The organism is Arcobacter sp. AHV-9/2010, assembly GCF_004116575.1.
In the GTDB taxonomy this organism is placed as follows: Bacteria; Campylobacterota; Campylobacteria; order Campylobacterales; family Arcobacteraceae; genus Aliarcobacter; species Aliarcobacter skirrowii.
On sequence record NZ_PDKH01000002.1, the window covers coordinates 1 to 24828 of the forward strand.

General features: G+C 27.6%; 26 protein-coding genes, 2 tRNA genes, 1 pseudogene and 1 CRISPR repeat array. Of the genes and pseudogenes, 9 read left to right on the top strand and 20 right to left on the bottom strand.

Annotated features, from left to right (window positions below):
* A pseudogene (glyA, locus tag CRU94_RS03710) lies at positions 1-126 on the bottom strand (serine hydroxymethyltransferase); the annotation flags it as partial.
* A gap of 74 nt (positions 127-200) precedes the next feature.
* Positions 201-515 carry a DUF6172 family protein gene (locus CRU94_RS03715; protein WP_129105479.1) on the bottom strand — a complete coding sequence of 105 codons (315 nt, stop codon included), beginning with the start codon at positions 513-515 and terminating at the stop codon, positions 201-203.
* An 87-nt stretch (positions 516-602) separates the two neighbouring features.
* Between CRU94_RS03715 and CRU94_RS03720 the strand changes: the two genes are divergently transcribed.
* The 4 genes from CRU94_RS03720 to CRU94_RS03730 are packed head-to-tail and all read left to right on the top strand — an operon-like array spanning position 603 to position 3556.
* Complete coding sequence (locus CRU94_RS03720; RefSeq protein WP_129105480.1) at positions 603-1742, top strand: hypothetical protein; 1140 nt, start codon at positions 603-605, stop codon at positions 1740-1742.
* Positions 1739-2776, top strand: coding sequence for a CNNM domain-containing protein (locus tag CRU94_RS03725; protein ID WP_129105481.1), 1038 nt, complete (start codon positions 1739-1741; stop codon positions 2774-2776). Before CRU94_RS03720 ends, CRU94_RS03725 begins: the two co-directional genes overlap by 4 nt.
* 20 nt (positions 2777-2796) lie before the next feature.
* Complete coding sequence (locus tag CRU94_RS09580; RefSeq protein WP_164966558.1) at positions 2797-2946, top strand: hypothetical protein; 150 nt, start codon at positions 2797-2799, stop codon at positions 2944-2946.
* Positions 2936-3556: a hypothetical protein gene (locus CRU94_RS03730; protein WP_129105482.1), complete on the top strand. Its 621-nt coding sequence runs from the start codon at positions 2936-2938 to the stop codon at positions 3554-3556. The genes CRU94_RS09580 and CRU94_RS03730 overlap by 11 nt, the downstream gene beginning before the upstream one ends.
* Here CRU94_RS03730 and CRU94_RS03735 read toward each other — a convergent pair.
* The 10 genes from CRU94_RS03735 to CRU94_RS03780 form a co-directional block, all read right to left on the bottom strand.
* On the bottom strand, positions 3553-4056 hold the full coding sequence (locus CRU94_RS03735) for a ribonuclease HI (RefSeq protein WP_129105483.1): 504 nt from the start codon (positions 4054-4056) through the stop codon (positions 3553-3555). The two genes, CRU94_RS03730 and CRU94_RS03735, sit on opposite strands and share 4 nt — an antisense overlap.
* Positions 4057-4127: 71 nt before the next feature.
* Positions 4128-4204, bottom strand: a tRNA-Ile gene (locus CRU94_RS03740).
* Positions 4205-4209: 5 nt separating this feature from the next.
* Positions 4210-4299, bottom strand: a tRNA-Ser gene (locus CRU94_RS03745).
* A gap of 99 nt (positions 4300-4398) precedes the next feature.
* Positions 4399-5097, bottom strand: coding sequence for an orotidine-5'-phosphate decarboxylase (gene pyrF / locus CRU94_RS03750; RefSeq protein ID WP_129105484.1), 699 nt, complete (start codon positions 5095-5097; stop codon positions 4399-4401).
* Position 5098: 1 nt separating this feature from the next.
* The gene (gene nusB / locus CRU94_RS03755) at positions 5099-5494 is read right to left on the bottom strand and encodes a transcription antitermination factor NusB (RefSeq protein WP_129105485.1); all 396 of its coding nucleotides are present in this window, start codon (positions 5492-5494) and stop codon (positions 5099-5101) included.
* 1 nt (position 5495) lies between these two features.
* On the bottom strand, positions 5496-5966 hold the full coding sequence (gene ribH / locus CRU94_RS03760; RefSeq protein WP_066160861.1) for a 6,7-dimethyl-8-ribityllumazine synthase: 471 nt from the start codon (positions 5964-5966) through the stop codon (positions 5496-5498).
* Positions 5967-6633: 667 nt separating this feature from the next.
* Positions 6634-7538: direct repeats of the CRISPR family, unit length 37 nt; unit sequence GTTTCATTAGCTAAGCGATATTGTTGTAAAGTGTCGC.
* A gap of 216 nt (positions 7539-7754) precedes the next feature.
* Positions 7755-8249, bottom strand: a complete 495-nt coding sequence (gene cas4, locus CRU94_RS03765; protein ID WP_129105486.1) for a CRISPR-associated protein Cas4 — start codon at positions 8247-8249, stop codon at positions 7755-7757.
* A gap of 253 nt (positions 8250-8502) precedes the next feature.
* The gene (gene cas9, locus CRU94_RS03770; protein ID WP_129105487.1) at positions 8503-12594 is read right to left on the bottom strand and encodes a type II-B CRISPR-associated RNA-guided endonuclease Cas9/Csx12; all 4092 of its coding nucleotides are present in this window, start codon (positions 12592-12594) and stop codon (positions 8503-8505) included.
* Between the two features lie 73 nt (positions 12595-12667).
* Positions 12668-13471 carry a 3-deoxy-8-phosphooctulonate synthase gene (gene kdsA / locus CRU94_RS03775; RefSeq protein WP_309109239.1) on the bottom strand — a complete coding sequence of 268 codons (804 nt, stop codon included), beginning with the start codon at positions 13469-13471 and terminating at the stop codon, positions 12668-12670.
* A 143-nt stretch (positions 13472-13614) separates the two neighbouring features.
* On the bottom strand, positions 13615-14499 hold the full coding sequence (locus CRU94_RS03780; RefSeq protein ID WP_375153673.1) for a DMT family transporter: 885 nt from the start codon (positions 14497-14499) through the stop codon (positions 13615-13617).
* A gap of 89 nt (positions 14500-14588) precedes the next feature.
* Between CRU94_RS03780 and murA the strand changes: the two genes are divergently transcribed.
* Positions 14589-15860, top strand: a complete 1272-nt coding sequence (gene murA / locus CRU94_RS03785) for a UDP-N-acetylglucosamine 1-carboxyvinyltransferase (RefSeq protein WP_129105490.1) — start codon at positions 14589-14591, stop codon at positions 15858-15860.
* Positions 15857-16411 (top strand): HNH endonuclease, encoded by a 555-nt coding sequence (locus CRU94_RS03790; RefSeq protein WP_129105491.1) that lies wholly within the window; start codon positions 15857-15859, stop codon positions 16409-16411. Before murA ends, CRU94_RS03790 begins: the two co-directional genes overlap by 4 nt.
* Here the strand turns inward: CRU94_RS03790 and CRU94_RS03795 are convergent.
* From CRU94_RS03795 to tlyA, 7 genes are read right to left on the bottom strand one after another with little or no spacing between them, the layout of a single operon-like run.
* The gene (locus CRU94_RS03795) at positions 16401-17174 is read right to left on the bottom strand and encodes a YihY/virulence factor BrkB family protein (protein WP_129105492.1); all 774 of its coding nucleotides are present in this window, start codon (positions 17172-17174) and stop codon (positions 16401-16403) included. The genes CRU94_RS03790 and CRU94_RS03795 overlap by 11 nt on opposite strands.
* 1 nt (position 17175) lies before the next feature.
* Positions 17176-18564 carry an FAD-binding oxidoreductase gene (locus CRU94_RS03800; RefSeq protein ID WP_129105493.1) on the bottom strand — a complete coding sequence of 463 codons (1389 nt, stop codon included), beginning with the start codon at positions 18562-18564 and terminating at the stop codon, positions 17176-17178.
* Between the two features lies 1 nt (position 18565).
* Positions 18566-19318 (bottom strand): plasminogen-binding N-terminal domain-containing protein, encoded by a 753-nt coding sequence (locus CRU94_RS03805; protein ID WP_129105494.1) that lies wholly within the window; start codon positions 19316-19318, stop codon positions 18566-18568.
* On the bottom strand, positions 19305-19817 hold the full coding sequence (bcp, locus tag CRU94_RS03810) for a thioredoxin-dependent thiol peroxidase (protein ID WP_129105495.1): 513 nt from the start codon (positions 19815-19817) through the stop codon (positions 19305-19307). The genes CRU94_RS03805 and bcp overlap by 14 nt, the downstream gene beginning before the upstream one ends.
* A gap of 54 nt (positions 19818-19871) precedes the next feature.
* Positions 19872-20579, bottom strand: coding sequence for a carboxy-S-adenosyl-L-methionine synthase CmoA (cmoA, locus tag CRU94_RS03815; RefSeq protein ID WP_129105496.1), 708 nt, complete (start codon positions 20577-20579; stop codon positions 19872-19874).
* Positions 20580-20592: 13 nt separating this feature from the next.
* Positions 20593-21447, bottom strand: a complete 855-nt coding sequence (locus CRU94_RS03820) for a bifunctional riboflavin kinase/FAD synthetase (protein ID WP_129105497.1) — start codon at positions 21445-21447, stop codon at positions 20593-20595.
* The gene (tlyA, locus tag CRU94_RS03825; protein WP_129105498.1) at positions 21416-22129 is read right to left on the bottom strand and encodes a 23S rRNA (cytidine-2'-O)-methyltransferase TlyA; all 714 of its coding nucleotides are present in this window, start codon (positions 22127-22129) and stop codon (positions 21416-21418) included. Before tlyA ends, CRU94_RS03820 begins: the two co-directional genes overlap by 32 nt.
* A 14-nt stretch (positions 22130-22143) precedes the next feature.
* On the opposite strand from tlyA, the gene CRU94_RS03830 reads away from it, so the two are divergent.
* The 3 genes from CRU94_RS03830 (at position 22144) to CRU94_RS03840 (ending at position 24551) form a co-directional block, all read left to right on the top strand.
* A complete protein-coding gene (locus CRU94_RS03830; protein WP_129105499.1) occupies positions 22144-22716 on the top strand; it encodes a YigZ family protein in 573 nt (190 codons plus the stop codon).
* A gap of 74 nt (positions 22717-22790) precedes the next feature.
* Positions 22791-24050: a putative Na+/H+ antiporter gene (locus tag CRU94_RS03835; protein ID WP_129105500.1), complete on the top strand. Its 1260-nt coding sequence runs from the start codon at positions 22791-22793 to the stop codon at positions 24048-24050.
* A gap of 12 nt (positions 24051-24062) precedes the next feature.
* Entirely contained in the window at positions 24063-24551 is a 489-nt protein-coding gene (locus CRU94_RS03840) for a hypothetical protein (RefSeq protein ID WP_129105501.1), read from the top strand.
* Here CRU94_RS03840 and CRU94_RS03845 read toward each other — a convergent pair.
* Entirely contained in the window at positions 24548-24814 is a 267-nt protein-coding gene (locus tag CRU94_RS03845) for a hypothetical protein (RefSeq protein ID WP_129105502.1), read from the bottom strand. The genes CRU94_RS03840 and CRU94_RS03845 overlap by 4 nt on opposite strands.
* Positions 24815-24828: the final 14 nt, after the last annotated feature.

The following is a 24828-nucleotide window of genomic DNA, read 5'->3' on the forward strand; positions in this document are numbered from 1 at the left end:
TGGACTTGTAAAGTTCTCACTTGCAATCATCTCAAGATGGTTTGTTTGTCTTTTTAGTTCTGCTTCAACTATATCAAATACCTCTTTATCTGCTACTTCTAAATTATCGTTTGTTATGTAGTTCATACTCTATCCTTTATGAAATTTTTTAAAATTTTAACAAAATTGTAGTTTATAAACAATCCAAAAATTGCTATAAATTAATCCTCTAAAAGTTCATCATCATTTGATGATTTTTTCTCTTTAAAAACTGCTTTTGCAACAATTTCAAGATAAAAGCTATCATAATTCTCTTTTTGTGCAAAATCTATTGATTTTATAACATCAGCAAATTTTATCTCTTTTGCACTATCTTGTGTCTCTCCAAATTTACAATCAAAAAACCAAGAGTTAAAACCTTCTGGTAATTTTTTACTCTTTTCTCTTTTTATATATTTTCTAACTTCATTTTTTATAGAGTCAACTTGTCTATCTCTTGTCTTGTTCTCAACATTTATATTAAATATTTTTTTCATCTAAATCCTTTTTTAAAAAGGGATTATATCAAGAATATAAGATAAATCTGATATAATCTAATCTATTTTTTAATTAAAGAGAAAATATTGAACATAAAAATACCAGAATATATAAAAAATTTAGAGACCAAAGAGATAGAAAAAAATCTCTTTCACTACTCATACGATAGTAAAAACTTAAAATCACTTATAAAAAATGAAATTTCAAAAGATGACTTATCTTACATTACAGCTTATAGTAGTTTTAAAGGTGAGATTTATGAAAATATTATTTATGAGTTACTGTTAAATTATGCTTTAAATAGTGAAGATATAAAAAGTTTTGTATTAAAAGGTCCATATCAAGATATGGAGAATAAATTTATAAAAAGCGGACTTCTAATAGATAGAACTTCACAAATTGTTTTTAAATCAGCTTACAAGGATATAAGTGAGTTTGATGCAATGTTTTTTACCGATGGTTGTTTGTATTTTGTTGAGATGAGTACATCAAAAAAGACTTCAAGTTTAAATAAGAGATTAGCAAAAAAATATGCACTTTTGAAGATGATTTTTCCACACTTAGAGATTAAATCTTTAATAGTTTTAACAAAAGGTTCAACAGGACTTAAAAACTTTCCATCTTATGCAACTATTTGGATAACAAATGATTTAGAGGATAAAGAGTTAATAGAAAAAATAATTTTTGCTAAAAAAGTAAAAAATGATTTACAAACTCTAAAAGCCCCTTCTAATAGTAAGTTTGTAGAGGCATACAGCTTAAAATACAAAAGATTTGCATATTTTCCAACTTTGGAGTGGATTTTAAATAGTGCAAGATCTAATCCAAAATTTAGTGTTGATTTAAGTTTCTTTTCAAGCTATAAAATGAGTCTATATTTTGATATTTATACAAAATTGTATATTGGATATATCTCAAGTGAAGAGTTTAAAAATTTGTATCCAGATTTTAATATGAATGTAGCTTTTGATAAAGTTATTGTTACAATAGAGAAAATTACACAAAAAGATCTTGATATTGTATATTATGCAAAACTGACAAATAAAAAATTGTATAGAATAAAATTAGAAAAGAGTGATGTTTCAATCAAAGAGAAGGAGCCAGATGGATTTACAAATGCAGAGGTTAGATTCTTTATGAAAGTTTTAAATGACAAACATATCTTATATTCTAAAGATATACAACATATTTTAAAAAATATTTCAATAATCGAGTTTAAAAAATGACACTACTTATTACATATTTACTTTTAACACTTATTTTATCCTTTATGTGTTCACTGCTTGAAGCTACACTTTTATCTTCAACAACTTCATATATTGAGAGTTTAGATAAAAAAGGTTATAGCTCAAAAACTGTTGATTTAGCAAAAGATGTAAAACAAAATATTGATAAATCAATATCTTCAATTCTTACATTAAACACTTTTGCAAATACTATGGGAGCAGCTGGTGTTGGTGCACAAGCTGCTATTATTTTTGGTTCAAATTGGCAAGCTGTTATTGCTTTTGCTTTAACTTTAATGGTACTTTTTATATCTGAGATATTTCCAAAAACTCTTGGTGCTATTTATTGGAGAAAATTTATAGTTCCAGCAACTTACATAATATCGTTTATGGTTAAAATTACATACCCTTTTATTTTCCTTGCTACTTTTATAACAAATGCTTTACAAAAAGGTAGAAAAAATGAGGCGAACTTTTCAAAAGATGAGATTATTACAATAGTAGATATGAGTGAAAAAGAGGGTGTTTTACAGGCAAAAGAGAGTATTTTAATAAAAAATTTATTTAAACTAAAAAATATTAAAGCAAAAGATATTATGACTCCAAGAACTGTTGTTTTTGCTTTGGATTCTAAAACAAGCGTAAAAGAGGCTCTTTTAAATGATAATTTATATGTTTATTCAAGAATACCTGTATATAATGAATCAATAGATGATATATTAGGAGTTGTTTTTAAACAAACTATCTTAGAAAAAAGAGTTAAGAAGAAAAAACATACTCTTTTAAAAGATATAATGGTTCCAGTTCATAAAGTTCCAGAAAATCTATCAGTCTCTGTTTTGTTTGATCTATTTATTAGAAAAAGGAGTCATCTTTTTATAGTTCAAGATGAATATAGGCAAACAAGTGGAGTTGTAACACTTGAAGATGCTTTAGAGACAATACTTGGAATTGAGATTGTAGATGAGATGGATCAAGTTACAGATATGCAAGAGTTTGCAAAAGATGAGAGTAAGAGATTACAAAGAGTATAAACTATAAAAAAAGGGTAGATATGGATAGCTTAAACAAAGAGATAAATTTTGCAAGAGCATTCTATTTTTTATCTTTTAATAGTTTAAATATCTCACAATTTAAAAGCACTAAAAGCTTGGAGAAATTAATTTTTGAATATGGAAATATTTTGAGAAACAATGAAAATTAGACTATTTGCAATAATTTTTTTACTTCTTTTTGCCTCTTATGAATCAAAAAAATTTATAGAAAAGAGTCAAGATGATTTAGTTCCTGAAAAGATAAAAGAGCAAGTTATTGTAAAAACTGGAGATATTATTTTAAAAAAAGAGGATAATCTTTTTAGTGATTTCTTCTCAATCGTAGATAATTCAAAATTTAGTGATATTGGAGTTGTGTTAAAAATAGATAATAAATTTTATGTAGCACACTATGATTTTGATATTGAAAATAGTGAGTTTTTACAAATAGAGCCTTTTAAGTCTTATGTATATTTTGCAAAAAGATTAGCAGTTTTAAGATATGAAGAGGATATTGATAGTTCAAAACTTTTTGATTATTTAGAGACTATCAAAAATAGTAAAATAGCTTTTGATTATAGTTTTAATTTAAACACAACAGGCTTTTATAATAGTAAGTTTGTAAATAGTGTTTATAAAGAGCTTTTTGGTGAAGATATATATAGTTATAGTTATGATTTTTTTGGAAGAGATTTTATATCTATAAATAGCATTTTACAAAATCCAAAGTTTGAAAAGCAGTTTGATTTGGACTTTACAACAGATTCAAAACCATTTTAAGAGTGAGTGTTTAAATACTCTCTTAATGCGTTTCTTGAAGCTTTATCAACAAGATTAAATATATCATCAATCTCATTTTTAAGAGATTTTTTCTTATGTCCTTTTACTTTTATAAAAGTTAAATTTAATCTCTCTTTTTTATCAAAAAACTCTTTGTATAAATCATGATTTTTTATAAGTTTTCCATTTAGTGAATAGTAGTTGTTTGTTTTTAATCTATCTTCTCTATTGCTTAAAGATATAATATTTTGACAATCTGTATAAACTTCAATAGAAAAATCTATTTTTTTTTGTTCATTAAAAATCTCATCAAGTGCCCAAAGTAGAGTTTGAAGCTCTAGTTTTGTAGAACTACTATTTTCAAATTTTTTTGTTTTTATACTATCTTTTAAAATTTTTAAATCTATATTTAAATCTTCTATTTTTAAGTAAGCTGCAAAGCCTATTTTATTTTGTGGATTTACACTTGAATCTGTAAATAATCTTATGGTTTTATTCATCTGTTTTCTTTGTTTTAAGTTTTTAAAAATAATTAAAAGTAATTTTTGAAGTGAGTTGAAGTTTTAAAAAGTGGTGGGTCGTGAAGGACTCGAACCTTCGACCACTCGGTTATGAGCCGAGTGCTCTAACCAGCTGAGCTAACGACCCACAAATGGCGGACAGTGAGGGATTTGAACCCTCGGTACCGTTGCCAGTACGTCTCCTTAGCAGGGAGGTGGTTTCAGCCACTCACCCAACTGTCCGTTTTTTGTTACCAACTGGTTAAATTGGACGGGAATTATAGTTTTTAATCACTTAAAAAAGGCTTAAAAATGCCTTTTTTATAGCTCTTTCTAAAAAAATTATATATTTTCTAATATCTTTTTAACTACCAATTCTGGATTTTCACTTTTATATATAGGTCTTCCTACAACTATAAAATCTACTAAATTATCTTTTGAGAATTTTATATCAGCAACTCTTTTTTGGTCACCACTATCTTCTCCAAAAGGACGAATTCCAGGACAAAGAGTTATGAAATCTTTTGAAGTGTTATTTTTAATATCAAGACTCTCAAAAGCAGAGCAAACAACACCATCAAGTCCAGCTTCAAATGTATTTTTTGCAAACTCTCTTGCTTTTTTATCTATATCTTCACCATATATTTTTTTAAAAGATTCATTATCAAATGAAGTTAAAGCAGTAACAGCTAAAACCAAAGGTCGATTTGGAATATCTTTGATTCTATTCATAACTGTTTTCATAGCTTCCATTCCAGCACTTGCATGAACATTAAACATATCAACTAAACCAAATTTTGAGATATCAAAAGCTGCATCTGCCATAGTATTTGGAATATCATAAAGCTTTAAATCTAAAAATATTTTAAAATCAGGATTTATAGCTTTTAAATCTTCTAAAAACTTTTTTCCATCTCTTAAATATGTTCTAAAGCCAACTTTTAGCCACATATCAAAATTTTTTAGCTTTTCTACTAAGGCTAAATTCTCCTCTTTACTCTCTAAATCTAAAGATAAGCAAAGTTTCATATTTTTACTCATTTTAACTCTTTTTTATTTGGTCTAAAATTGCATTTATAAACTTTGGTGCTCCATCACTTGCTAATTTTTTGCTAAGCTCTATTGCTTCATTTATAACTATTGCTTTTGATAGATTTTCAAAAAGTATTTCAAAAATTGCTAATCTTAAGATAGATTTTTCAACACTTCCAACATCTTGGATAGTTCCTTGAGTAAGATATTTGATAATCTCTTCATCTATTTTTTCTATATTTTTGATTGTTCCATTAAAAAGGTTTAAAGCAAACTCTTTTTGGTTATTTCTTATCTTTTTCTCTTCTAAAATATCATCAACAAATTTTGTAATCTCAACATTACCTAAATCATAGGCATATAAAAGACCAATTACCGACTCTCTTGCTTGTGTTCTTGTTGCCAAATTATTTTTCCATTTCGCTATATAAATCTAGCATCTCTATTATTGTAACCATAGCTTCAGCACCTTTGTTTCCAACTTTTGAACCAGCTCTCTCAATTGCTTGTTCAATCGTATCTGTTGTTAAAACACCGTTTGATACAGGCTTTCCATATTTTAAAGCAACTGTTGCAATACCTTTTGTAGCTTCTGCACTTATATAATCAAAGTGAGGAGTAGCACCACGAATTACTGCACCAACACAACAAACTGCATCGTATTTTCCACTTGCAAGTGCTTTTTCAAGAGCAAAAGGAATCTCAAATGCACCTGGAACTAAGATTAAATCTAAATTTGAAGCAATTCCACCGTGTCTTACGAATGAATCTTTTGCACCTTCAACTAATCTGTCTGTGATTATGTGATTAAATCTTCCATTTATAATAGCAACTTTTTCGTTTCCTCTTAGCCTTAAAGCTCCCTCTATTATTCTCATATTGTTCTCCAAATCTTATTTAAAATAGGGGTTATTATACAAAAAAAGGGCTTAATAGTTAGTTTGAGATCTATTCTTGTTGCAAAGTGTCGCAAAGAGTAGATGATTATGTTTTTGTTTCATTAGCTAAGCGATATTGTTGTAAAGTGTCGCGTTTATGCATTAGCAAGAAAATCAAATGGATTTGGAATAGAAATAGAGTATCAGGTAGTAAGAGATTGTTGTGATGGTTGCTGTGAAGATGCACTGGAACTTTACAGAATATTAAAAGATATAAATCAAAAAGTAGTAGGTTAAAAGCCAAAAACTAAAAAAGGAAAAATAGCTATGAGTAGAAAAGTTATCAAAGCTGTTACAGGTATCATAAGAGGATTTTCAAAATACTCTTTTATTTGTTTTTCAAATGGTAATTTTTTCATAGCTAGATTGTATTAAAAGAGAGTTTAAATGTCAAACGAAGTAAGAATTAAAATAAAAATAGATGCAGAATCTCAAGAACTAATATTGATGGACAAACAAGTTAAAGAACTAGGTAAATCTTTTAATAATACTGATACATTTGCTAATACTTTTGCAAAAAGATTAAACTTATTTGGACATGCTTATGTAATATTTCAAACACTAAAAAATACTGTTGGTACACTTGCAAGTGAAGGTTTTAAATTAAGTTTCATTAGCTAAGCGATATTGTTGTAAAGTGTCGCGATAATAAATCAAAAAACTTATGTGGCGTTGGGAAGTTTCATTAGCTAAGCGATATTGTTGTAAAGTGTCGCTTGAATATGAAGAAATTAAAACTGGAAAAAAAGTAACGTTTCATTAGCTAAGCGATATTGTTGTAAAGTGTCGCCTATTTCCTATGTGCTTCAAGCTGGAAGAGGAAAAGTTTCATTAGCTAAGCGATATTGTTGTAAAGTGTCGCGCGATAATCCTAAATCATGGCGCTGGTTATTCGCGTTTCATTAGCTAAGCGATATTGTTGTAAAGTGTCGCGTATAGCGTGAGAATTTAACCTAATTCTAATCCGCAGTTTCATTAGCTAAGCGATATTGTTGTAAAGTGTCGCACAACTGCACAGGATAAAGCTAGACTACATATGAGGTTTCATTAGCTAAGCGATATTGTTGTAAAGTGTCGCATTGATTTAACAACTGAATCAGGTCAAGAGCTTTAGTTTCATTAGCTAAGCGATATTGTTGTAAAGTGTCGCTTAGTTTCTTGCTTGTATATGGTTTTCAGTTGCATGTTTCATTAGCTAAGCGATATTGTTGTAAAGTGTCGCTGTTATGTTTGGTATGAACAAGAATAGTGAGTCTGTTTCATTAGCTAAGCGATATTGTTGTAAAGTGTCGCAAAAGCAATTCAATTAGCCTTCTTAAACGCTGGAGGTTTCATTAGCTAAGCGATATTGTTGTAAAGTGTCGCTAAATAAAGGACTTGGAGCTATCGCTGGTGGTCTGTTGTTTCATTAGCTAAGCGATATTGTTGTAAAGTGTCGCTAACAGATGAAGAGCGACTACAATTTGCCACAGAACGTTTCATTAGCTAAGCGATATTGTTGTAAAGTGTCGCCCCATTTAGTTTTTGCGATATTTTGGGCTTTTTTGAGTCTGTTTTTATCTGTTTTTTTCGAAAAGAGATAAATTGCTTAAAAAGTGCCTGATTTTTCGAAAAATTTAGATATAATCTTTTTTGACACTTTACAACAATATCGTTTGATGCTATGAAATCATCAAAAAGATATATAGACCAGCCCAACTGCGAAAGCATGGCTGGTTTTTTTATTGTTTAAAATCTATCATTACAGTAGTTTAAAAACTCACATTGAGTACATTTTTCATCTTCTGCATTGCTATAAGGTAATTTTTCACTTTTTATTAAATTTATTATCTCATTAACTGTTTTTTGAACCTCTTGTTTCATCTTACTATCTACATTTATAGGAACAGTTTTTGCATTTTTTTCAAAACTTATAAAAGCTAGATTGAACTCTTTTTTATACTTTTTCTCAGCCAAAATTCCATATGCAATTACCTGCATTTTTTGTGCTTTTGTTGGTTTTTGACCATGGAGTTTTATCTCTACTGGATAAATATGTGTATTTGAAATAATTAAAGCATCACAAATTCCATAGAAGTTTAAATCACTATAAGATAAATTTACATTTTGCCAAAAATCTGCATTTTCAAGATTAAACCTACTTAGAGTTCTTCTTTTAAAATCCTCTTTATCATATCCAAAAGAGTTTTTTTGAATATCTTTGCTTAAGTTTGCATTATTGATTGTAAACTTAGATTTTTTTTATTGTAAAGATATTTTTTAGAGATAGTTTTATTTATCTCTTCAATAATTCTTTTTTTAATAACTGCATCTAAAAAATTTCTATCTTTTAAAGATGATTTTATTTTTATTATATTTCTATCTACAATTCAAGTTTTTGCAATCTCTTTTAAGGTCTTACCATTGTGACTAATTGTAAGTCTAGCACTTGTTTTTCCTAAAAAAGTGCCAAACTCATCTATATAGATATGTTTAGTCATATATTTATATCTTCTGCTTTATCATAATACTTCATTATAGTTTTATTACTATTTGAAAACTCAATCAAAACACGATTTGAATCTGCTTTTAATATTTTTATTTTATTATCTCTTGGTGCAAAATTGCAAGAATTAAAAATTTCATCAAATATTGCTTTTTGTTCATCTTCAAGTTTTATATTATCAAGTTCCAAAAAGTTCAGATTTTCATTTTTGAGTATTTTTTTTAGTAGATTAAAATCTAACTCAACTTTAACTAAAGGTCTATTCGTTGATGCAGGAGCTACAAATATATTAATATTTTCCAAATTTACAAATTTTGTTAAATCTCTAAAATTATTCATATCTATATACTCTTGTAGCTCTTTTTTTGCTGGTTCTTTAAAAGATATATTTTTGCTTTTTACTAAAGTTGGAAGTAGTACATCTTTTGAACTATTTATTTTTTTATTTTCAAGTGCAAAACCAACTGATTTCGCTCCATCTATTCCTACAAGTTGATAAATGTTTTCATTTTTGTGATTTTTTCTTCTTATTCTAAAGCCACCACTTGGGGCTTCAACAGTAGGTAAAGAGAATACTTTTCTAGCTTTATTTCTAATATTTTTATTTTGGATATTAAAATAATCTTTGCAAATAGATATTAAAATTTCATTCTCTATTTGATATTTTCCATCTTTTTCTTTATATTCAATATTTTGGCTTATTAACTCTTTTTTTAAAAACTTATCAAATCTTTCCCATTCATCTTTTATAGGAAGTATAAGAGTTTTTCCATAAATTTTTGTAGATGTTTTTTTACTATCTTTTAAGATTTTTGGAGCATTTTCAACAGAAGTTTTTAGAAGAGTATATGAGAATTTATCTAAAGTTTGGGCTAATTTTAATTCATCTGATAAGTTGTTTGAAATATTATGAAATAAATCTAGAGTTTTTTGTTTATTAATTTGATAAATAACTAATCCATTCTCTTTTTTTATCTCACCTTTTAAATACTCTTTGATTTGTTCAAAATCAGAAGATTTTATCTCTATACAATTTTTAAAATCTGGAGTTTTTGAAGCCTTTAAAAAACCTGTATAAAATCTGTTTTCAAACTCATATATAGGAGCAAAATTTTCTTGATATATGCTATCTTTGAAAATCGAGCCATTTCCCAAATTTCCTATTTGCTCTTTTTCTATTTTTCCTAATGGTTTTATTGGAATATTATTTATTTGAACAAACTCTAAAACTTTATTTGAAGTTGGAATATCATCTAAATTGGTTACTTTTTTAAATACACTTAAGAGTGCAACAACTGCATCTATTGTGTGACTAGATGGAGATTGTTTACTATCTTTTGGTTTTTCTAAAATTGGATTTTGTTTTGCATAATCTTTTCTTAATCTACTTACATCTTCACTAGAAGCTAAAATAAATTCAAAGTCAAACTCTTTTTGTGGAAATATTTTTATAAGTTTTTCTTGAATTTTTTTAGCTAAATATTTTTGAGTACCATTTACTCTTGAGCTTTGATCTGTTCTTAAAAATCCAAGAACTTTTTTGTATGCTTCACTACTGTTTGGTAGAAAAAGTGCAAATTTAAATGCCTCTTGCTGTTTTTGGTTTAGAAGAGTAAAAGTTTTATAAGATTTAATTTTTGATATTTGCTCTTCAATTTCGTTTACATTTATAGAAGCTTTTATATCTTCTAGTTTATAAATTTTGTTACCTTTAGATTGATTACATTTTTGATGAACATATAGAAGATTTCCTTCGCTATTGAAAACTGTACCATAGTTTTTTAATGTGTAACTTCTAGGTAAAATATGGTCAATCTCTCCATCTGTTGTGATTTCATTATTACAATATAGACAAATTTTATTGTTAAAATTTTTTATTCTTTTCTCTTTTTCTTCAATACTTTTTTCAAAAAACTTTTTACTATCTTCTAATCCTTTTTTAGCTTTTGCATTTGCATTTTTAATTTTTGCATTTCTTATTGACTCTTCATACTCAAAGCTATTTTGTTCTAAAACAATTTTTAAATCAATTTTTTTCTCTTCTGTGTTTTCAAGCTCTTTTGCTTTTATTTTTGCAATTTCATATCCAAGCTTATCTATATATCTCTCTATTTTTCCACTAAAAGGTCTTTGTGTATCAGCTGGAAGTCTTTGAGCATTTGAGTTTTCATATACTTTTATGTGAATATTTTCATCAAATATTACATCTTCTAACTTTTCACCAGTAGATTTATCATATAAAGTAAAATTTTCTATGTTTGTTTTTGTTCTAAAACTATTTTCAGCACTACACCATTTGCAAGTTGACATAAAACCAGCTCTTTTAGTCTCTATAATAGTATAAAGCTGTGCCATTGAGAAGTGGTTTGAAAATCTTGATTTAAAAATATTATCCAATTTGAAAAAATTTGCTATTTCATCTGTCCAAAATAGAAGTAACTCATCTTTTAATAGATTAATATCTTTTTTCTGCTCACTATCTGGTTTTTCTATCTCTTTTAACTCTTCAATATAGAGTTTAAATAGATTTCCTTTTCTCTTTCTAATTTCTTCAATATTTTTACAATAATTTACTAGTTTTTTATTTCCAAATTTTTTGTTCCAAAGAGTCTTTTCAAACTCTTTAAATTTTGTATCACTTATTTCTACTCCTAAAATAGCACTTACTAAAGTATGAATTTGATTGTTTTTATAGGGTGGATTGTGATTGCAAAGTTCAAAAATATTATCAGCCTTTTGCCAAATACCAGTACGAACTTTTTTTGTAATAGTTTCGTAATAATTTTGAGTAAATTTTTTAAATTTTAGTGAATCATCTTTGCCTAAAATATCTATATAATTTTCTATGTTATATTCTCTTAATTTATAAGAATCAATGCTACTTGAAGTATCTAATAGTCTATGAAGTAGAGTTAAATCTATATCGCTTTTATTTGTAGTACAATCTTTTAAATTCTCTTTTAAACTATCATTTGCAAGAGTGTTTGCAATCTTTCTCCAATTTGGTAAATGAGTATCTAAATAGTTTTTATTTAATCTTAAAGATTGACATTTTACAGCTCCTCTATTATTCATATCATCATATGGTGGAATAGTTTTATTTGGGTTAGTCTGTGTTAAAAAATCTATAATTTTTGAATTTTTTAGATTAGATGTTAGCTCATCTTGATTTTTTTTGATAGTTTCATCTTTTTTTGGATGCCATGAAGTTATAAATCTCCAAACTATTTTATGAAGTTTATCTTCTATCCAAATATCACCTTGTGCCATTTCTTTATCATTAAAATATCTTCTTAACTCTTTTAGTTGAAAGTTTGATATATTTCCTATTAAATTATTTATTTTTTCTTCTTCTAAATTACTATTTTTTAAAAAGTTTTGAATACTTGAGTTAGTTTTTATCTCTTCTTTTATCTCTAAAAAATATTTAGCTCTTGGAAGATTTCCTTGATTTTGTTGCTTATCAAACTCTTCTAAAGTTTTTTTTACAGTTTTTAATCCATCAAAAAGTTCTTTTTGATCTTCTTTATCTTCATAACTATTTTTTATCTCATCTTTTAATTCAATTTTATTTTTTGGTTTGAAAGTTGAAGATTCATAAAGATTTAAAAAATCTTTTGAGTATTGTTTGAAAGCATTTTCATTTGAAGCAATTTGATTTAAAAAATCTTCTATTTCTGTATCATTTGATATATTGAAATTTTCTAAATTTTCATTTAAAAACTCTTTTAATATATTAGAAGATAAGCTTTCTTGCTCCTCATTTGAGAGTTCAAAACTAGCATAAGTATAACCTCTTTTATTAAATAGAGCTAAAATTTCATCTGGGAGATATTTAATTTTTAATTTATAATGCTCTTTTAAAATTAGCAAAAAAAGTCTTTTTGCTAATTTTCTTCTAAGATTATTTCTTTTTGTATGTCTTTTTCCTCTTCTATTTACTTGAGATAAAATAAAGCTTTCATCATAAATAATAGTTCCTGATTGAAAATTTTTTAAGTTGTTGAAATCGTTTGTAGTACAAGAGAAAAAACCAGTGTTTTTCCCGCCTAAATCAAGGCTAATTATTGAAGTTGTATTCATAGAAAATCCCCTAAAAATTTTAGAAAATATTCTATCAAAATAATTAAAATATAAGCTTATTTGTAAAGAAGCTTTAGTTTCCTAAAGCCTCTTTAATAGCAAAAATCTCATCCATTGTTTTATAAAGTTGATCAATATGAAGCATGTTTGGTCCATCGCTTTTTGCTGTTTTTGGGTCAATATGTGTTTCAAAGAAAAATCCATCAACTCCAACACTAGCAGCCGCTCTTGCCATATATGGTACAAATGAGCTATTTCCACCAGTAGTTCCTCCAGTGCTTGGAATTTGCACACTATGAGTTGCATCGAAAATCACAGGAGCATATTGTCTTAAAAGTAGTAGATTTCTCATATCTACAATCAAAGCACCATATCCAAAAGTGTTTCCTCTCTCACAAAGCCAAACACCAGCTTTTTTGCTATTTTCATAGTTTACTTCGCTTATTCCTCTTGTGTTTAATACTTTTTCAACAGGGTGTTTCATAGCATCAGCTGCCAAAAACTGCCCTTTTTTTATATTTATTTTTGCTTTTGTTTTAGCAGCAGCTACTAGCAAATCTGTTTGACGACATAAAAAAGCAGGTATTTGAAGTATATCCATAACCTCTCCAGCAGGTGCTGCTTGATATGATTCGTGAATATCAGTAACCACTTTGTATCCAAACTCTTTTTTTATTTTTTCAAATATTTTTAATCCCTCATCAAGCCCTGGACCTCTAAATGAGCTTAGGCTTGTTCTGTTTGCCTTGTCAAAACTAGCTTTAAAATAGAAATCAACTCTTTTATCAAGACTTAGTGGTCTTAATTTTTCTGCTATTTTTAAAACTGTATCCATATCTTCTAAAACACAAGGTCCTGTCATAACTGTCAACATAATATATTTTCCTTTTATTTAATTGGTTCCCAATTAAATAAAAGGAACCGTATCATATTAAACTACTTTTTAACGGAATTTATAAAAAAATCCTAAAAGTAGCAAAACTCTAAAGGGCTTCGAGAACGAAGCCTTGAACTAATTTATCATTTTTTACTAACCATTATTCCACTAATTACAATCAAGATTATACCCAAAACTACTATAAAAGATGGAAAAGCATCTCCTACAAAAAGCCCCAAAACTATTGAAAAGGCTATATTACTATAGGAAACAGTGCTTACAATTCCAGCTTTTGCAAGAGAGTATGATTTTGTCATATATATTTGTGCATAAGTTGAAAAAATAGCAAGAAAAAATATAAAAATCCAATCTTTTGCTTGTGGCATCACAAAAGTTCCAAGCATAAAATCTAATTTTGAGTTTGTATAAAATTCACTAATTATCATAAAAATCAAAGGCAAAATTGTACCAACTGCCATAAAAGATAGAACTATGGCTCTTCCATCATAAAATCTTCTAAGCTCTCGTATTGAAGTATATGCAAGTGCAGCACCAACACCTGATAAAATACCTAAATAATCTGTTTTTTCTAAGCTACTTCCATCAAACTCGGCAATAAATAAAATTCCAATAAATCCAATAAATACACCAATCCAACCTTTTAATCCAATCTGCTCTTTTAGGAAAAAATATGCCAAAAGTGCTGTAAATATTGTAGAAGTTTTTGAAAAAGTCATAGCTTCACCAAGTGGAATATTTGCAATATTATAAAAGAAGAATAGTAGTGCTGAAAATCCAGCAACTCCTCTAAAAATAAGTAACCAAAACTTTCCACCAATCTGTTTTAGTGGAGATTTGTAAATTGAATAGAGTATTATAAAAACTCCAAAAACATTTCTAAAAAATACAATCTCTATTGTAGATAGATTATCGCTTAGCTCTTTTGCCATAATTCCCATAAGTGCAAATAAAAAAGAGGCTAAAATCATATATTTTATAGCTTTATTTACATTTTCTTCCAAACTCATATCCTTTAAAAGGCGAAGTATTACAAAATTTGGGTTAAAGCAAGATTTAGATAAAATCTTTGCCATTTTAAACATTATTTAGGAAATTTATGGATTATTTAAAAATTGTTGGAAACAAAAAATTAAGTGGAGATATCTCTATTTCAGGGGCAAAAAATGCAGCTCTTCCTCTAATAGCAGCTACAATTTTGGCAAAAAATGAGACGCAAATAGAGAATTTGCCAAATGTTGCTGATATAAACACTTTTTTAAAGTTAATAAAAATGCTAGGTGGTAGTTTTACTCAGGATAAAAATAGTGCGGTTATAGATACAAGCTCTATTTCAAATACAACTGCAACTTATGATATTGTAAAAACTATGAGAGCTTCTATATTGGTTTTAGGTCCACTATTAGCTAGATTTGGGCATTGTGAAGTTTCACTTCCAGGTGGTTGCGCAATTGGTCAAAGACCCGTTGATTTACACCTAAAAGCTATGGAAGCTATGGGGGCAAAAATTGAGATTTGTCAAGGATATATAAAAGCAACTGCACCAAATGGATTAAAAGGTGCAAAAATAGTTTTTGATAAAGTTACAGTTGGTGGAACTGAAAATACGGTTATGGCAGCAGCATTAGCATCAGGTGTGACAACTATAATAAATGCTGCAAAAGAGCCAGAGATTGTTCAATTGTGTGAAGTAATTGCAAGTGCTGGAGTAAAAATTGATGGAATTGGAACATCTAAAATTATAATAGAAGGAACAGGTGGAAAACTACTTGATATAAAACCATTTTGTGTAATTCCAGATAGAATAGAAGCTGGAACTTATATCTGTGTTGCTGCTATTACAAATCGAAAACTAACAATTAAAAATATTATTCCAGCTCATCTTGAAGCTATTATTTCAAAGCTTGAAGAGATGAATTTTGAAATAGAGATAAAAGAGAACGAACTTACAATATTTCCAACATCAAAAATAAAACCAGTAAATATTATAACAACAGAGTATCCAGGATTTCCAACAGATATGCAAGCTCAGTTTATGGCACTAGCAACTCAAGCAGATGGAACTAGTACAATTGATGAGAGACTTTTTGAAAATAGATTTATGCATGTTAGTGAGCTACTTAGAATGGGTGCTGATATTCAGTTAAATGGAAATATAGCAACTATTAATGGTAAAAAAGCATCTTTAAGTGGAACAGATGTTATGGCTACGGATTTAAGAGCATCTTCAGCTTTAGTTCTTGCAGCACTTGTTGCAAATGGGGAGACAAATATTCATAGAATCTATCATCTAGATAGAGGTTATGAAAATCTTGAAGGAAAGCTAAGAGATATAGGTGCAGATATAAAAAGGCTTAAAGAGCCAAAATGATAAACAAAATAAAATCTCTATTTTCTAAAAATTATGATTTAGAAAAATATGAGATTTTTGTAAATCTTTTAAAAAACTATTTAAAAAATAACCATCCAAAAATATTATTTGATTTCTCAAATAAAAATAGATTTAAAAAAGAGTTTAATTTAGAACTTCAAAAGAGCTTTTTGATTGAATCTTTAATCAAACAATTTATTGAGTTTGATTACAAAAAAAGAACACAAGAGAGTGTAAAAAGAGAACTTACTTGGGAAGGGTATGGTTTAAACTCAACACCTAATAAAAAAGTTCCACCTGATTTTGTAAGAAGAAAAGAGTTAGTTTTTTATAGAGATAAATCAACTTGCAATCGTTGTGGAACTGTTATGGAAAGATTAAGTCAAGCATCTTTTTGTTTTGCACAAGAGATAGAAGATGGTGGTGGTTATAATATTGAAAATATAATTTTGCTTTGTAGCAGTTGCAATCAAGTTGTAAATAATTTTAAAGAGAACTACAATGAGATGGAGTTGATATTTAGAGATAAACTATATGAATTTATTTCATAAATGTATTTAATCTATGGCACATTTTAACACCATATAAGTATATAATCCAAGAGATATATATCCAAAAAAATGTAAATAATAAAGTAGCAAGTGAACCATAAATAGTTGTGTAAGTTTTATTATAAACAACATAATATACAAATAGATTTTTTGTAATACTAAGAGTTGTTAAAGTTACAAACGATGATATAAAAGCAGCTTTAATAGATACTTTTTTATTTACACTTACTTTAAATAGAGCAAAAAATATAAACCAAGTAAACAAAAATAGTTGAATCTGTTTTAAAAAACTATTTTCATAAAAAGTTAATAAAATATTTAAAGCTACAAAAATAGTTGGAAAAACTAAGAAAAATATTGTGTATATAAAAAATGATTTATATATAGCTCTTCTTTTTGTTTTATGAATTTTATTTACAATATAGTCATAATCTTTGAAAAACATAATATATACAAAAAGCATATAAAATATTCCCAAAAGCCCTAGCTTGTCAGAGTTTGATATATAGTTTTTTAAAGTTATAATAATTTCACTAGAGTGCGTTGGATTTAAAAAATTGAGTAAAAAATTTGTAAAAATATCTAAATAGTCATTAAACTCTGGAAATTTTGAAATTATTGCAATTGCAAGAGCAATTATTGGTAGTATTGAAAATATGGTAAAAAAACTAAGACTAGCAGCAAAATAAGTGGTATCGTCATTGAAAAATGAATCAATACCATCAATAATCTGTTTTAGAATAGTTTTTTTACCTTTTTTCAAACTACAGTCCCATTTTAAATGGATTTAAAATATTGTTTGGATCAAAAGCTTTTTTGATATTTCTAAATAGATTCATCTCAGCTTCAGTAAATGCTATATTCATAAATGGTGCTTTTGATATTCCAATCCCGTGTTCACCACTTAAAGTTCCACCCATATCTACAACTAGTTGAAAAATCTCTTCAATAGCTTTGTGACCATCAGCCATCTCTTTTTCGTTTGTTTTATCTTTTACCATAACATTTACATGAATATTTCCATCACCTGCATGTCCAAAACAAGGAACTTGGAAACCATATTTTTCACCAATTTTATAGATCTCATCCAAAGCCTCTGGAAGTTTACTTCTTGGAACACTTATATCTTCATTTAATTTTTTAGTTCCATAAACCATAGTTGCTGGACTTGCATTTCGTCTTGCAAACCATAGTTTTTTACCTTCTTCTTCATCTTGAGCAACTATAAAATCAATTGAGCCATTCTCTTTAAATGACTCTTTTAAAATATTTAGCTGCTCATCTATTTCAGCTAAACTAGAAGCATCTACATCTCCAATTAAGATTCCACCAGCATTTTCTGGCAATGAAACTTGAGGAAACTTTTGTTTTAGTGCTTTTATTACAAGAGAGTCTAAAAACTCCATAGCAACAGGATTTGCACCACTTGCAAGTGATTTAAAAACAGCTGTCATTGCACTATTTACATTTGGGAAAACTCCCATATAAGTTTTTTTGAATTTTGGTTTTGGGATAAGTTTTAAAGTAATTTCAGTAATAACTGCCAAAGTTCCTTCACTAGCTATTAAAATACCAGCAACATTATAACCAGCAACATCTTTAATAGTTTTTTTACCAGCAACTATAATATCTCCATTTGGAAGCACTGCTCTTAGTGCCATTACATAATCTTTTGTAATACCATATTTAGCAGCTCTCATTCCACCTGCATTTTCACTTACATTTCCACCAAGTGTTGAGTACTCCTCACTTGCTGGATCTGGAGGATAAAATAATCCAACTTCCTCAACTGCTTTTTGAAACTGCATATTTATAAGCCCTGGTTGAACAACTCCAACCATATTTTGCATATCAATTTCAAGTAGCTTATTCATATGTCTCTCAAGGCTTAGAATAATTCCTCCACTTGAAGGTAGTGCACCACCTGTAAATCCACTTCCAGCACCTCTTGGTACAATTACAATTTTATGTTCATTGCAATATTTTAAAATATCACTAACATCTTGTTCGTGTCGTGGAAAAACAACAGCATCTGGCTCAAAACGGCTTCTTGTAGCATCGTAGCAAAAAGCTATTAGATGAGCTTTATCTGTTTTGATATTCTCATCTCCTACAATAGAAGTAATAAAATCTAAATGTTTTTTATCTATCATCTTATAATCCTAAAATCTTTTTATAGTGTGAATCGTAACTCTCTTTCTCTTTAAACCAATTTGATATATTGAAGTTTATAAGAGATTCTCTTATATCTTCAACTCTTGTAAAAAATGGAAGTTTTTTCTCTAAATCTTTATTTGTTTCAAAATTTATTTTTCTTAAAATTGAAAATGTTTTACTATCAACTATATATAAACTATTTTCAACTAAGAAAAAAATAGTTCCCAAGTTTTGCTCAATTGCAAAATCTTGAATCTCTTTTTTTGTTGGATATAAAGAGTTTTCGTACTTTAATTTTGCAGCAAAAATATCAGGGTGTATAAATCTATTATTTGAAAAATCTTTTGTAATTTGATTAAAACTCTCAAAATTTGGAGCAATCAAAAGAGAGTTTTTGTACATAAAGTTTAAAATAAACTCATCACCTACTTGAGGCTCTTTTTTTGTTGTAGCTACTGCATCTTGTTTTAAATCATTAAACTCAAAAAATTCAATTACACTAAAGTTTTCATCAGAAATCACAACTTTTGCATTAGATACAATAATTTGCAAATCATCACTATATTTGTGAATTACAACTCCAGTTTGACCTAGCTTTAAATTTCCAATTGCAATAGTTGAGCTTTTTTTGTTGAAAATATCCTTTAAAGTTGTACTTTTCTCTTCAAACTCATTTGCAAATAAGTTTTGAAAAGAGATAATTAAAAAAGCAAATATAAAAGATTTTTTTAAAAAATTATTTATACTCATTTTGTAACTCTTCTAATTTTTTCTCTACCTCTTGTACATGTAAAATCTCTATTTTTTCGCCTTTAATACTCTTTTTAGCTCTTACACTTACTTTATCCCAAATAGCTGCAATTTCACCTTTTGGATTAATTATAAATGTAGTTCTTACAACTCCCATAAACTCTTTTCCCATAAATTTCTTTAGTTGCCAAACTCCATAATCTTGAGCCATTTTTTTATCTTCATCAGCTAATAAAGTAATTGCTAAATCATATTTTTCAATAAATTGTCTATGTTTTTTTGTACTATCAGGACTAACTCCAATTACACTTGCTTTTAGATTGTCAAATTTATATAAATTTTGTGTAAAATCACAAGCTTGTGTTGTACATCCTGGAGTTAAATCTTTTGGATAAAAGTATAAAACTATCCAACGACCAACAATATCTCTTAGACAAATCTCTGTATCATCTTGATTAAAAGCACAAAAAGCTGGTGCCTTATCTCCTACTTTTAACATATATTCTCCTTTCAAATTGGTTCCAAAAAAAGGAACAATAAAATTTTTAATTCTTTACTTAATTGCTATAAAAGTTGCAAAATTTACCCATCTAAAAAGTGTTTCACAATCTTTAAACCCAGCATCTTTTATCATCTTTTTATTCTCATCTTCAGTATAAGGAATAAGCACATTCTCCAAAGCCTCTCTTTTTTGAGCTATTTCAAATTCACTATATCCTTGAGTTTTTTTGAAACTATAATACTCATCAATTAGCTGTTTATTTAAAAAGCTATTTGATGATACTAGTTTTTCACTGAAAATAAAAACTCCACCATCTTCTAAACTATCATAAATCTTTTTTACAAGTTTTTCTCTATTTATTGGGCGAATAAACTGTAAAGTGTAGTTTGAAAAAACAACTCTTGCATCTTTTAATTCAACATTAAAAATATCATCATTTAAAAGTTTTATATCAACTCCAAAAGCTTTTGCTTTTTTACTTGCATGTTCTAGCATAGCAGCTGAGTTATCTATTCCTATTAAATTAATATTATATTTACTACTTTTTTTTAGTTCAATCAAAGTTGATGCTGTTGAACAGCCCAAATCATAAACATTTGAGCCATCTTTTAAAAAATTGTTTGCAAAAGTTATAGATAGTTTTTGCATCTGCTTATAAAATGGAACTGACCTATCAAGCATATCGTCAAATACACTTGCTACCTCTTCATCAAACTCAAACTGTTTTGAAATTGTTTTATTAAATACTTTATCAATCATTTGGACATTTTACCTAAAAATTAATAAAATAATTTCTTGCAATTAAAATATCATTTAAGATACCATTTTTTAAATCCAAAAAACTATTAAATTTTTTATTATCTCTTATAAAATCAATAAATTTTATCTCAATATTCTCATTTTTTACATCTATATTTTTATCTAAAATATGAGTCTCAATGGCAAAATTATTATCAGTTGTAACCCTATGTCCTAAAAAAGTAATAGAGTTATATTCAACTTCATCAACTATAGTTTTTGTAATATAAACACCACTTTTAGGAAGCAAAAAATCATTTACTTCTAAATTAATTGTTGGAACAAACTCATCTTTTCCTAATCCTTGACCTTTTATTATAGTTCCACAAATTTTATACTCTTTTCCTAAAAAATCATTTGCCTCTTTTATTTTTGCCTCTTTTATGAACTCTCTTATTACTCTTGAGTGAACAGAAGAGTTGTTTAGTTTTATCTCAGGTACTACAATAACCTCTCCATCAAATAAACTATTTAAATCATCTGCTTTGTAAGCTCTATTTTTTCCAAAACCAAAATCAAAACCAACAACAATTTTTGTTAGATTTTTAAAATCATTTTGAAGCATTTTTATAAATTCAACTCCATCAAGTGCTTTTATATCTTTTAAATCATAATAAAATATTGGATATTTTGTGTACTCTTGTCTATTTTTTTTTGGTGTTAAATTTGCATATCCTGTCTCAATGCTAATAATAGCACCATTAGAATTTAAGTTTTTAAATAACTCTTGATGAGCAATATGCATACCATCAAATCCACCAATTGCAATTGAATCTATACTGTTTTTATCAAAATTACTATTTACTAAAGTAGAAGAACTCTTCTTCATTTCCATCTTTTCCTACAAGCTTACTAATGCTGTTATAATTTAATTTCCAGTTCAAAGAAAATGCTTTGCTTAAGAAGTTCTCTTTAGCTTTTAAAATCGCATTTTTATCTTTTACTACACCTTTTTTATCTCTTTTTATCAAAGTTCCAACTTCAAATTGTGGTTTGAAAAGTATTATTATATTTTTAAAATCTAAAGAGTTTATTGAGTCAATAATTTTTAAAATAGAGATAAAAGAGACATCACAAGTTACAATATCAAAACAAATATCACTTTTAAAATCTCTAATATCGCAGTTTTCAAAAAACTCTATTCTTTTATCTTTTTTTACTCTTTCGTGAAGTTGATTAGTTCCAACATCTACACAAACTACTTTTTTAATATCAAATTCTAGTAAAATTTGTGTAAATCCACCAGTGCTTGAACCAATATCAAGAGCTATTTTATCTTTTAAGTTAATCTCATTTTTTAGCTCATCTAAAAAATATTTTAGTTTATAAGCAGCTCTACTTACATAAAAATCCTCTTCAAGTAGCTCTATTTTCATCTTCTCATCAACTAAAAATGAAGCTTTTGATACAATTTTGCCATCAATTTTTACTTTATTAGAGTTTATTATTTCAAGTGCTTTGTTTCTACTTTGAATATTAAAATGTTTTGTAAGGTATAAATCTAATCTCATGGGGAGAATTATATTTGAAATTTGTTCAAAAAGAGTTTACAGCAACAATAGAAGAGAAAAAATCAAAATTTTTAGCTTTTTTAGTTCCTTATAAAGATTTTGATAAAACAATGCAAAGATTAAGGCAGGAACACCCAAAAGCTGTTCATTTTGTTTATGCATATAGATATTTAAATGAGTTTGAGCAAGTTGTTGAAAATAGTAGTGATGATGGAGAGCCACGAGGAACAAGCGGAAAACCAACTTTGGCTGTTTTAAGTGGTGCGGGTATTATAAATAGCGCAGCAATAATAGTTCGATATTTTGGTGGAATAAAACTTGGAACTGGTGGATTGGTTAGGGCTTATGGAGGTGCTGTAAATGAAGTGATAAAAGATGCTCTATTTGTTGAATATAAAAAAACAAAAAGTTTTACTTTGGAGTGTGAATACTCATATTTATCGCAACTTGAGTATATTTTAAAAGAACAAAATATAGAGATATCTTCAAAAGAGTTTGAAAATCAAGTTAGAGTAAATATAGATATTTCAGAAAAAGATTTTGAAATTTTAGAAAAAAAACTATCAAGAGATGTTAAAATATTTTGATTTTTAATTTCGTTTAAAAACTATTAATAAATTTTAAATAAAATCGGTCAAAATTTATATTTTAGGAAAGAGATATGCCACCTACTACCTTGCAGATAATTGCTGCAATAATATTTGCAATCGCAATTATTCATATATTCTCAGTTAAATATTTTGAAAATTTAGCAAGCAAAAGCGAAAAACACTCTGGACTTTTCCATCTTTTGGGTGAAATAGAGGTTGTTTTTGGAATTTGGGCTATGATTTTAGTAATTTTTATGTTTGTTTTTCTTGGAAAAGAACAGACTATGGATTATGTAAATAATAGAAACTTTGTTGAACCAATGTTCGTTTTTGTGATTATGGTTATTGCAGCAACAAGACCAATATTACATACTGTAATCTCAGTTGTGAAGAGATTGTCAAATATTTTGCCAAGAAAAGGTGCAACTGGATTTTATTTTGTGGTTATGTGTGTTGTTCCACTTTTTGGATCTTTTATAACAGAACCTGCTGCTATGACTCTTGCAGCTTTGATTTTAAGTGATAAACTATTTTCTCAAGGTATTTCAAAAAAACTAAAATATATGACTTTAGGAGCTTTATTTATAAATATTTCAATTGGTGGGACATTAACAAACTTTGCTGCACCACCAATATTGATGGTGGCTCAAACTTGGGATTGGAGTAGCTATTTTATGCTTACAACTTTTGGTTGGAAAGCTGCTATTGCAATTTTTATAAATACTAGTATTATTATGATATTTTTCTTTAAAGAGCTATCTGCTATAAATATACGAACGACAGTTAGTGATAGAGAAAAAATACCATTTGTTATAGTTTTAATTCACTTTGCATTTTTAGCTTTAGTGGTTTATTTTGCGCATTATCCACCATTTTTTATGAGTCTATTTTTACTATTTTTAGGTGTAACCTATGCTTATCAACAGTATCAAGATAGATTGATGCTAAGAGAGGGATTGTTAGTTGCATTTTTCTTAGGTGGACTTGTAATTTTGGGTGGTCAACAAGCTTGGTGGTTACAAGATATAATTTCAAATTTATCAAATACAGAAGCATTTTTTGGGGCTATTGGTCTTGGAGCATTTACTGATAATGCAGCAATTACATATTTAGGTTCATTAATTGATGGATTAAGTGATGAGTTTAAATACTATTTAGTTGCAGGAGCTGTTACAGGTGGTGGTTTAACAGTTATTGCAAATGCTCCAAATCCAGCTGGTGTTGCAATATTAAAAAACCATTTTGAATATGGTGCAGTTGATCCTAGATATCTTTTCTTAGGTGCAGTTTTACCTACTATTGTTTCTAGTATTTGTTTTATTATTTTATAAGGAAATATTTATATGATTTCAGATTTTTCGAAATTTGCAAGAACTAATAAGAGTTTGATAGTTTTTTCAAACTCTTTTGATCATGTTGAAGTTTTTAAAAAATTTTATAATGTTAGAGTAAAGCCAAATGAGTTTGGTTATTTGAAAATAAATATAGATAAAATCTGTCTTTTACATGAAGATTTAAAATGTGATTTAATAAATGGAAAAACAGATGAGGCTATAAAGCAAAAGCTTCTTGAAATATTTAAAACTGATTCAAGATATATAATAACTTCAACAAAGTTTATAATTTTTCCTAAAAAGTTTGGATTTAAAAGGGTTGCTAATAGAATTTTTAGAGATTTTATTATTCAAGGTGCTGGAGAGATTTTATTTGAAATTGTAGATGGTAAAGTTATTGTCAAATGCTTTGGAGAGGCAAAACCTTTAAATGTAAAATCAAGAGCAATTGATTCATTAATTATTCAAGATGAGTTAGAAGCTGAGTTTTGTGATTAGAACTCATCTTCATCATCAGCTTGACTATCAAAGCAGTAAATACACTCTTCATCAAAAAAAGAGTATTCATCATAAGTATAAAATCTCTCACAACTATCACACTTAAAAGAGTCATACTCTTTTGCTAAAACTTGCTCAAGTTCCTCAGCATCAAGATCGAATTTTAGTGCATAATCATCAAAGATTTTATAGACATTTTTATTCTTGTCACTCTTAAGCTCTTTTGCTAAATCTGCAAGATTGTCTATATCTTCTATCTTCATATTCTTTACCTTAT

Bases quoted from the DNA above. Each gene is read 5' to 3' on its own strand.
- CRU94_RS03715 (WP_129105479.1), bottom strand. From the start codon at position 515: ATGAAAAAAATATTTAATATAAATGTTGAGAACAAGACAAGAGATAGA.
- CRU94_RS03725 (WP_129105481.1), top strand. From the start codon at position 1,739: ATGACACTACTTATTACATATTTACTTTTAACACTTATTTTATCCTTT.
- CRU94_RS09580 (WP_164966558.1), top strand. From the start codon at position 2,797: ATGGATAGCTTAAACAAAGAGATAAATTTTGCAAGAGCATTCTATTTT.
- CRU94_RS03730 (WP_129105482.1), top strand. From the start codon at position 2,936: ATGAAAATTAGACTATTTGCAATAATTTTTTTACTTCTTTTTGCCTCT.
- CRU94_RS03735 (WP_129105483.1), bottom strand. From the start codon at position 4,056: ATGAATAAAACCATAAGATTATTTACAGATTCAAGTGTAAATCCACAA.
- pyrF (WP_129105484.1), bottom strand. From the start codon at position 5,097: ATGAGTAAAAATATGAAACTTTGCTTATCTTTAGATTTAGAGAGTAAA.
- ribH (WP_066160861.1), bottom strand. From the start codon at position 5,966: ATGAGAATAATAGAGGGAGCTTTAAGGCTAAGAGGAAACGAAAAAGTT.
- cas9 (WP_129105487.1), bottom strand. From the start codon at position 12,594: ATGAATACAACTTCAATAATTAGCCTTGATTTAGGCGGGAAAAACACT.
- CRU94_RS03780 (WP_375153673.1), bottom strand. From the start codon at position 14,499: ATGAGTTTGGAAGAAAATGTAAATAAAGCTATAAAATATATGATTTTA.
- murA (WP_129105490.1), top strand. From the start codon at position 14,589: ATGGATTATTTAAAAATTGTTGGAAACAAAAAATTAAGTGGAGATATC.
- CRU94_RS03790 (WP_129105491.1), top strand. From the start codon at position 15,857: ATGATAAACAAAATAAAATCTCTATTTTCTAAAAATTATGATTTAGAA.
- CRU94_RS03800 (WP_129105493.1), bottom strand. From the start codon at position 18,564: ATGATAGATAAAAAACATTTAGATTTTATTACTTCTATTGTAGGAGAT.
- CRU94_RS03805 (WP_129105494.1), bottom strand. From the start codon at position 19,318: ATGAGTATAAATAATTTTTTAAAAAAATCTTTTATATTTGCTTTTTTA.
- bcp (WP_129105495.1), bottom strand. From the start codon at position 19,817: ATGTTAAAAGTAGGAGATAAGGCACCAGCTTTTTGTGCTTTTAATCAA.
- cmoA (WP_129105496.1), bottom strand. From the start codon at position 20,579: ATGATTGATAAAGTATTTAATAAAACAATTTCAAAACAGTTTGAGTTT.
- CRU94_RS03820 (WP_129105497.1), bottom strand. From the start codon at position 21,447: ATGAAGAAGAGTTCTTCTACTTTAGTAAATAGTAATTTTGATAAAAAC.
- tlyA (WP_129105498.1), bottom strand. From the start codon at position 22,129: ATGAGATTAGATTTATACCTTACAAAACATTTTAATATTCAAAGTAGA.
- CRU94_RS03835 (WP_129105500.1), top strand. From the start codon at position 22,791: ATGCCACCTACTACCTTGCAGATAATTGCTGCAATAATATTTGCAATC.
- CRU94_RS03840 (WP_129105501.1), top strand. From the start codon at position 24,063: ATGATTTCAGATTTTTCGAAATTTGCAAGAACTAATAAGAGTTTGATA.
- CRU94_RS03845 (WP_129105502.1), bottom strand. From the start codon at position 24,814: ATGAAGATAGAAGATATAGACAATCTTGCAGATTTAGCAAAAGAGCTT.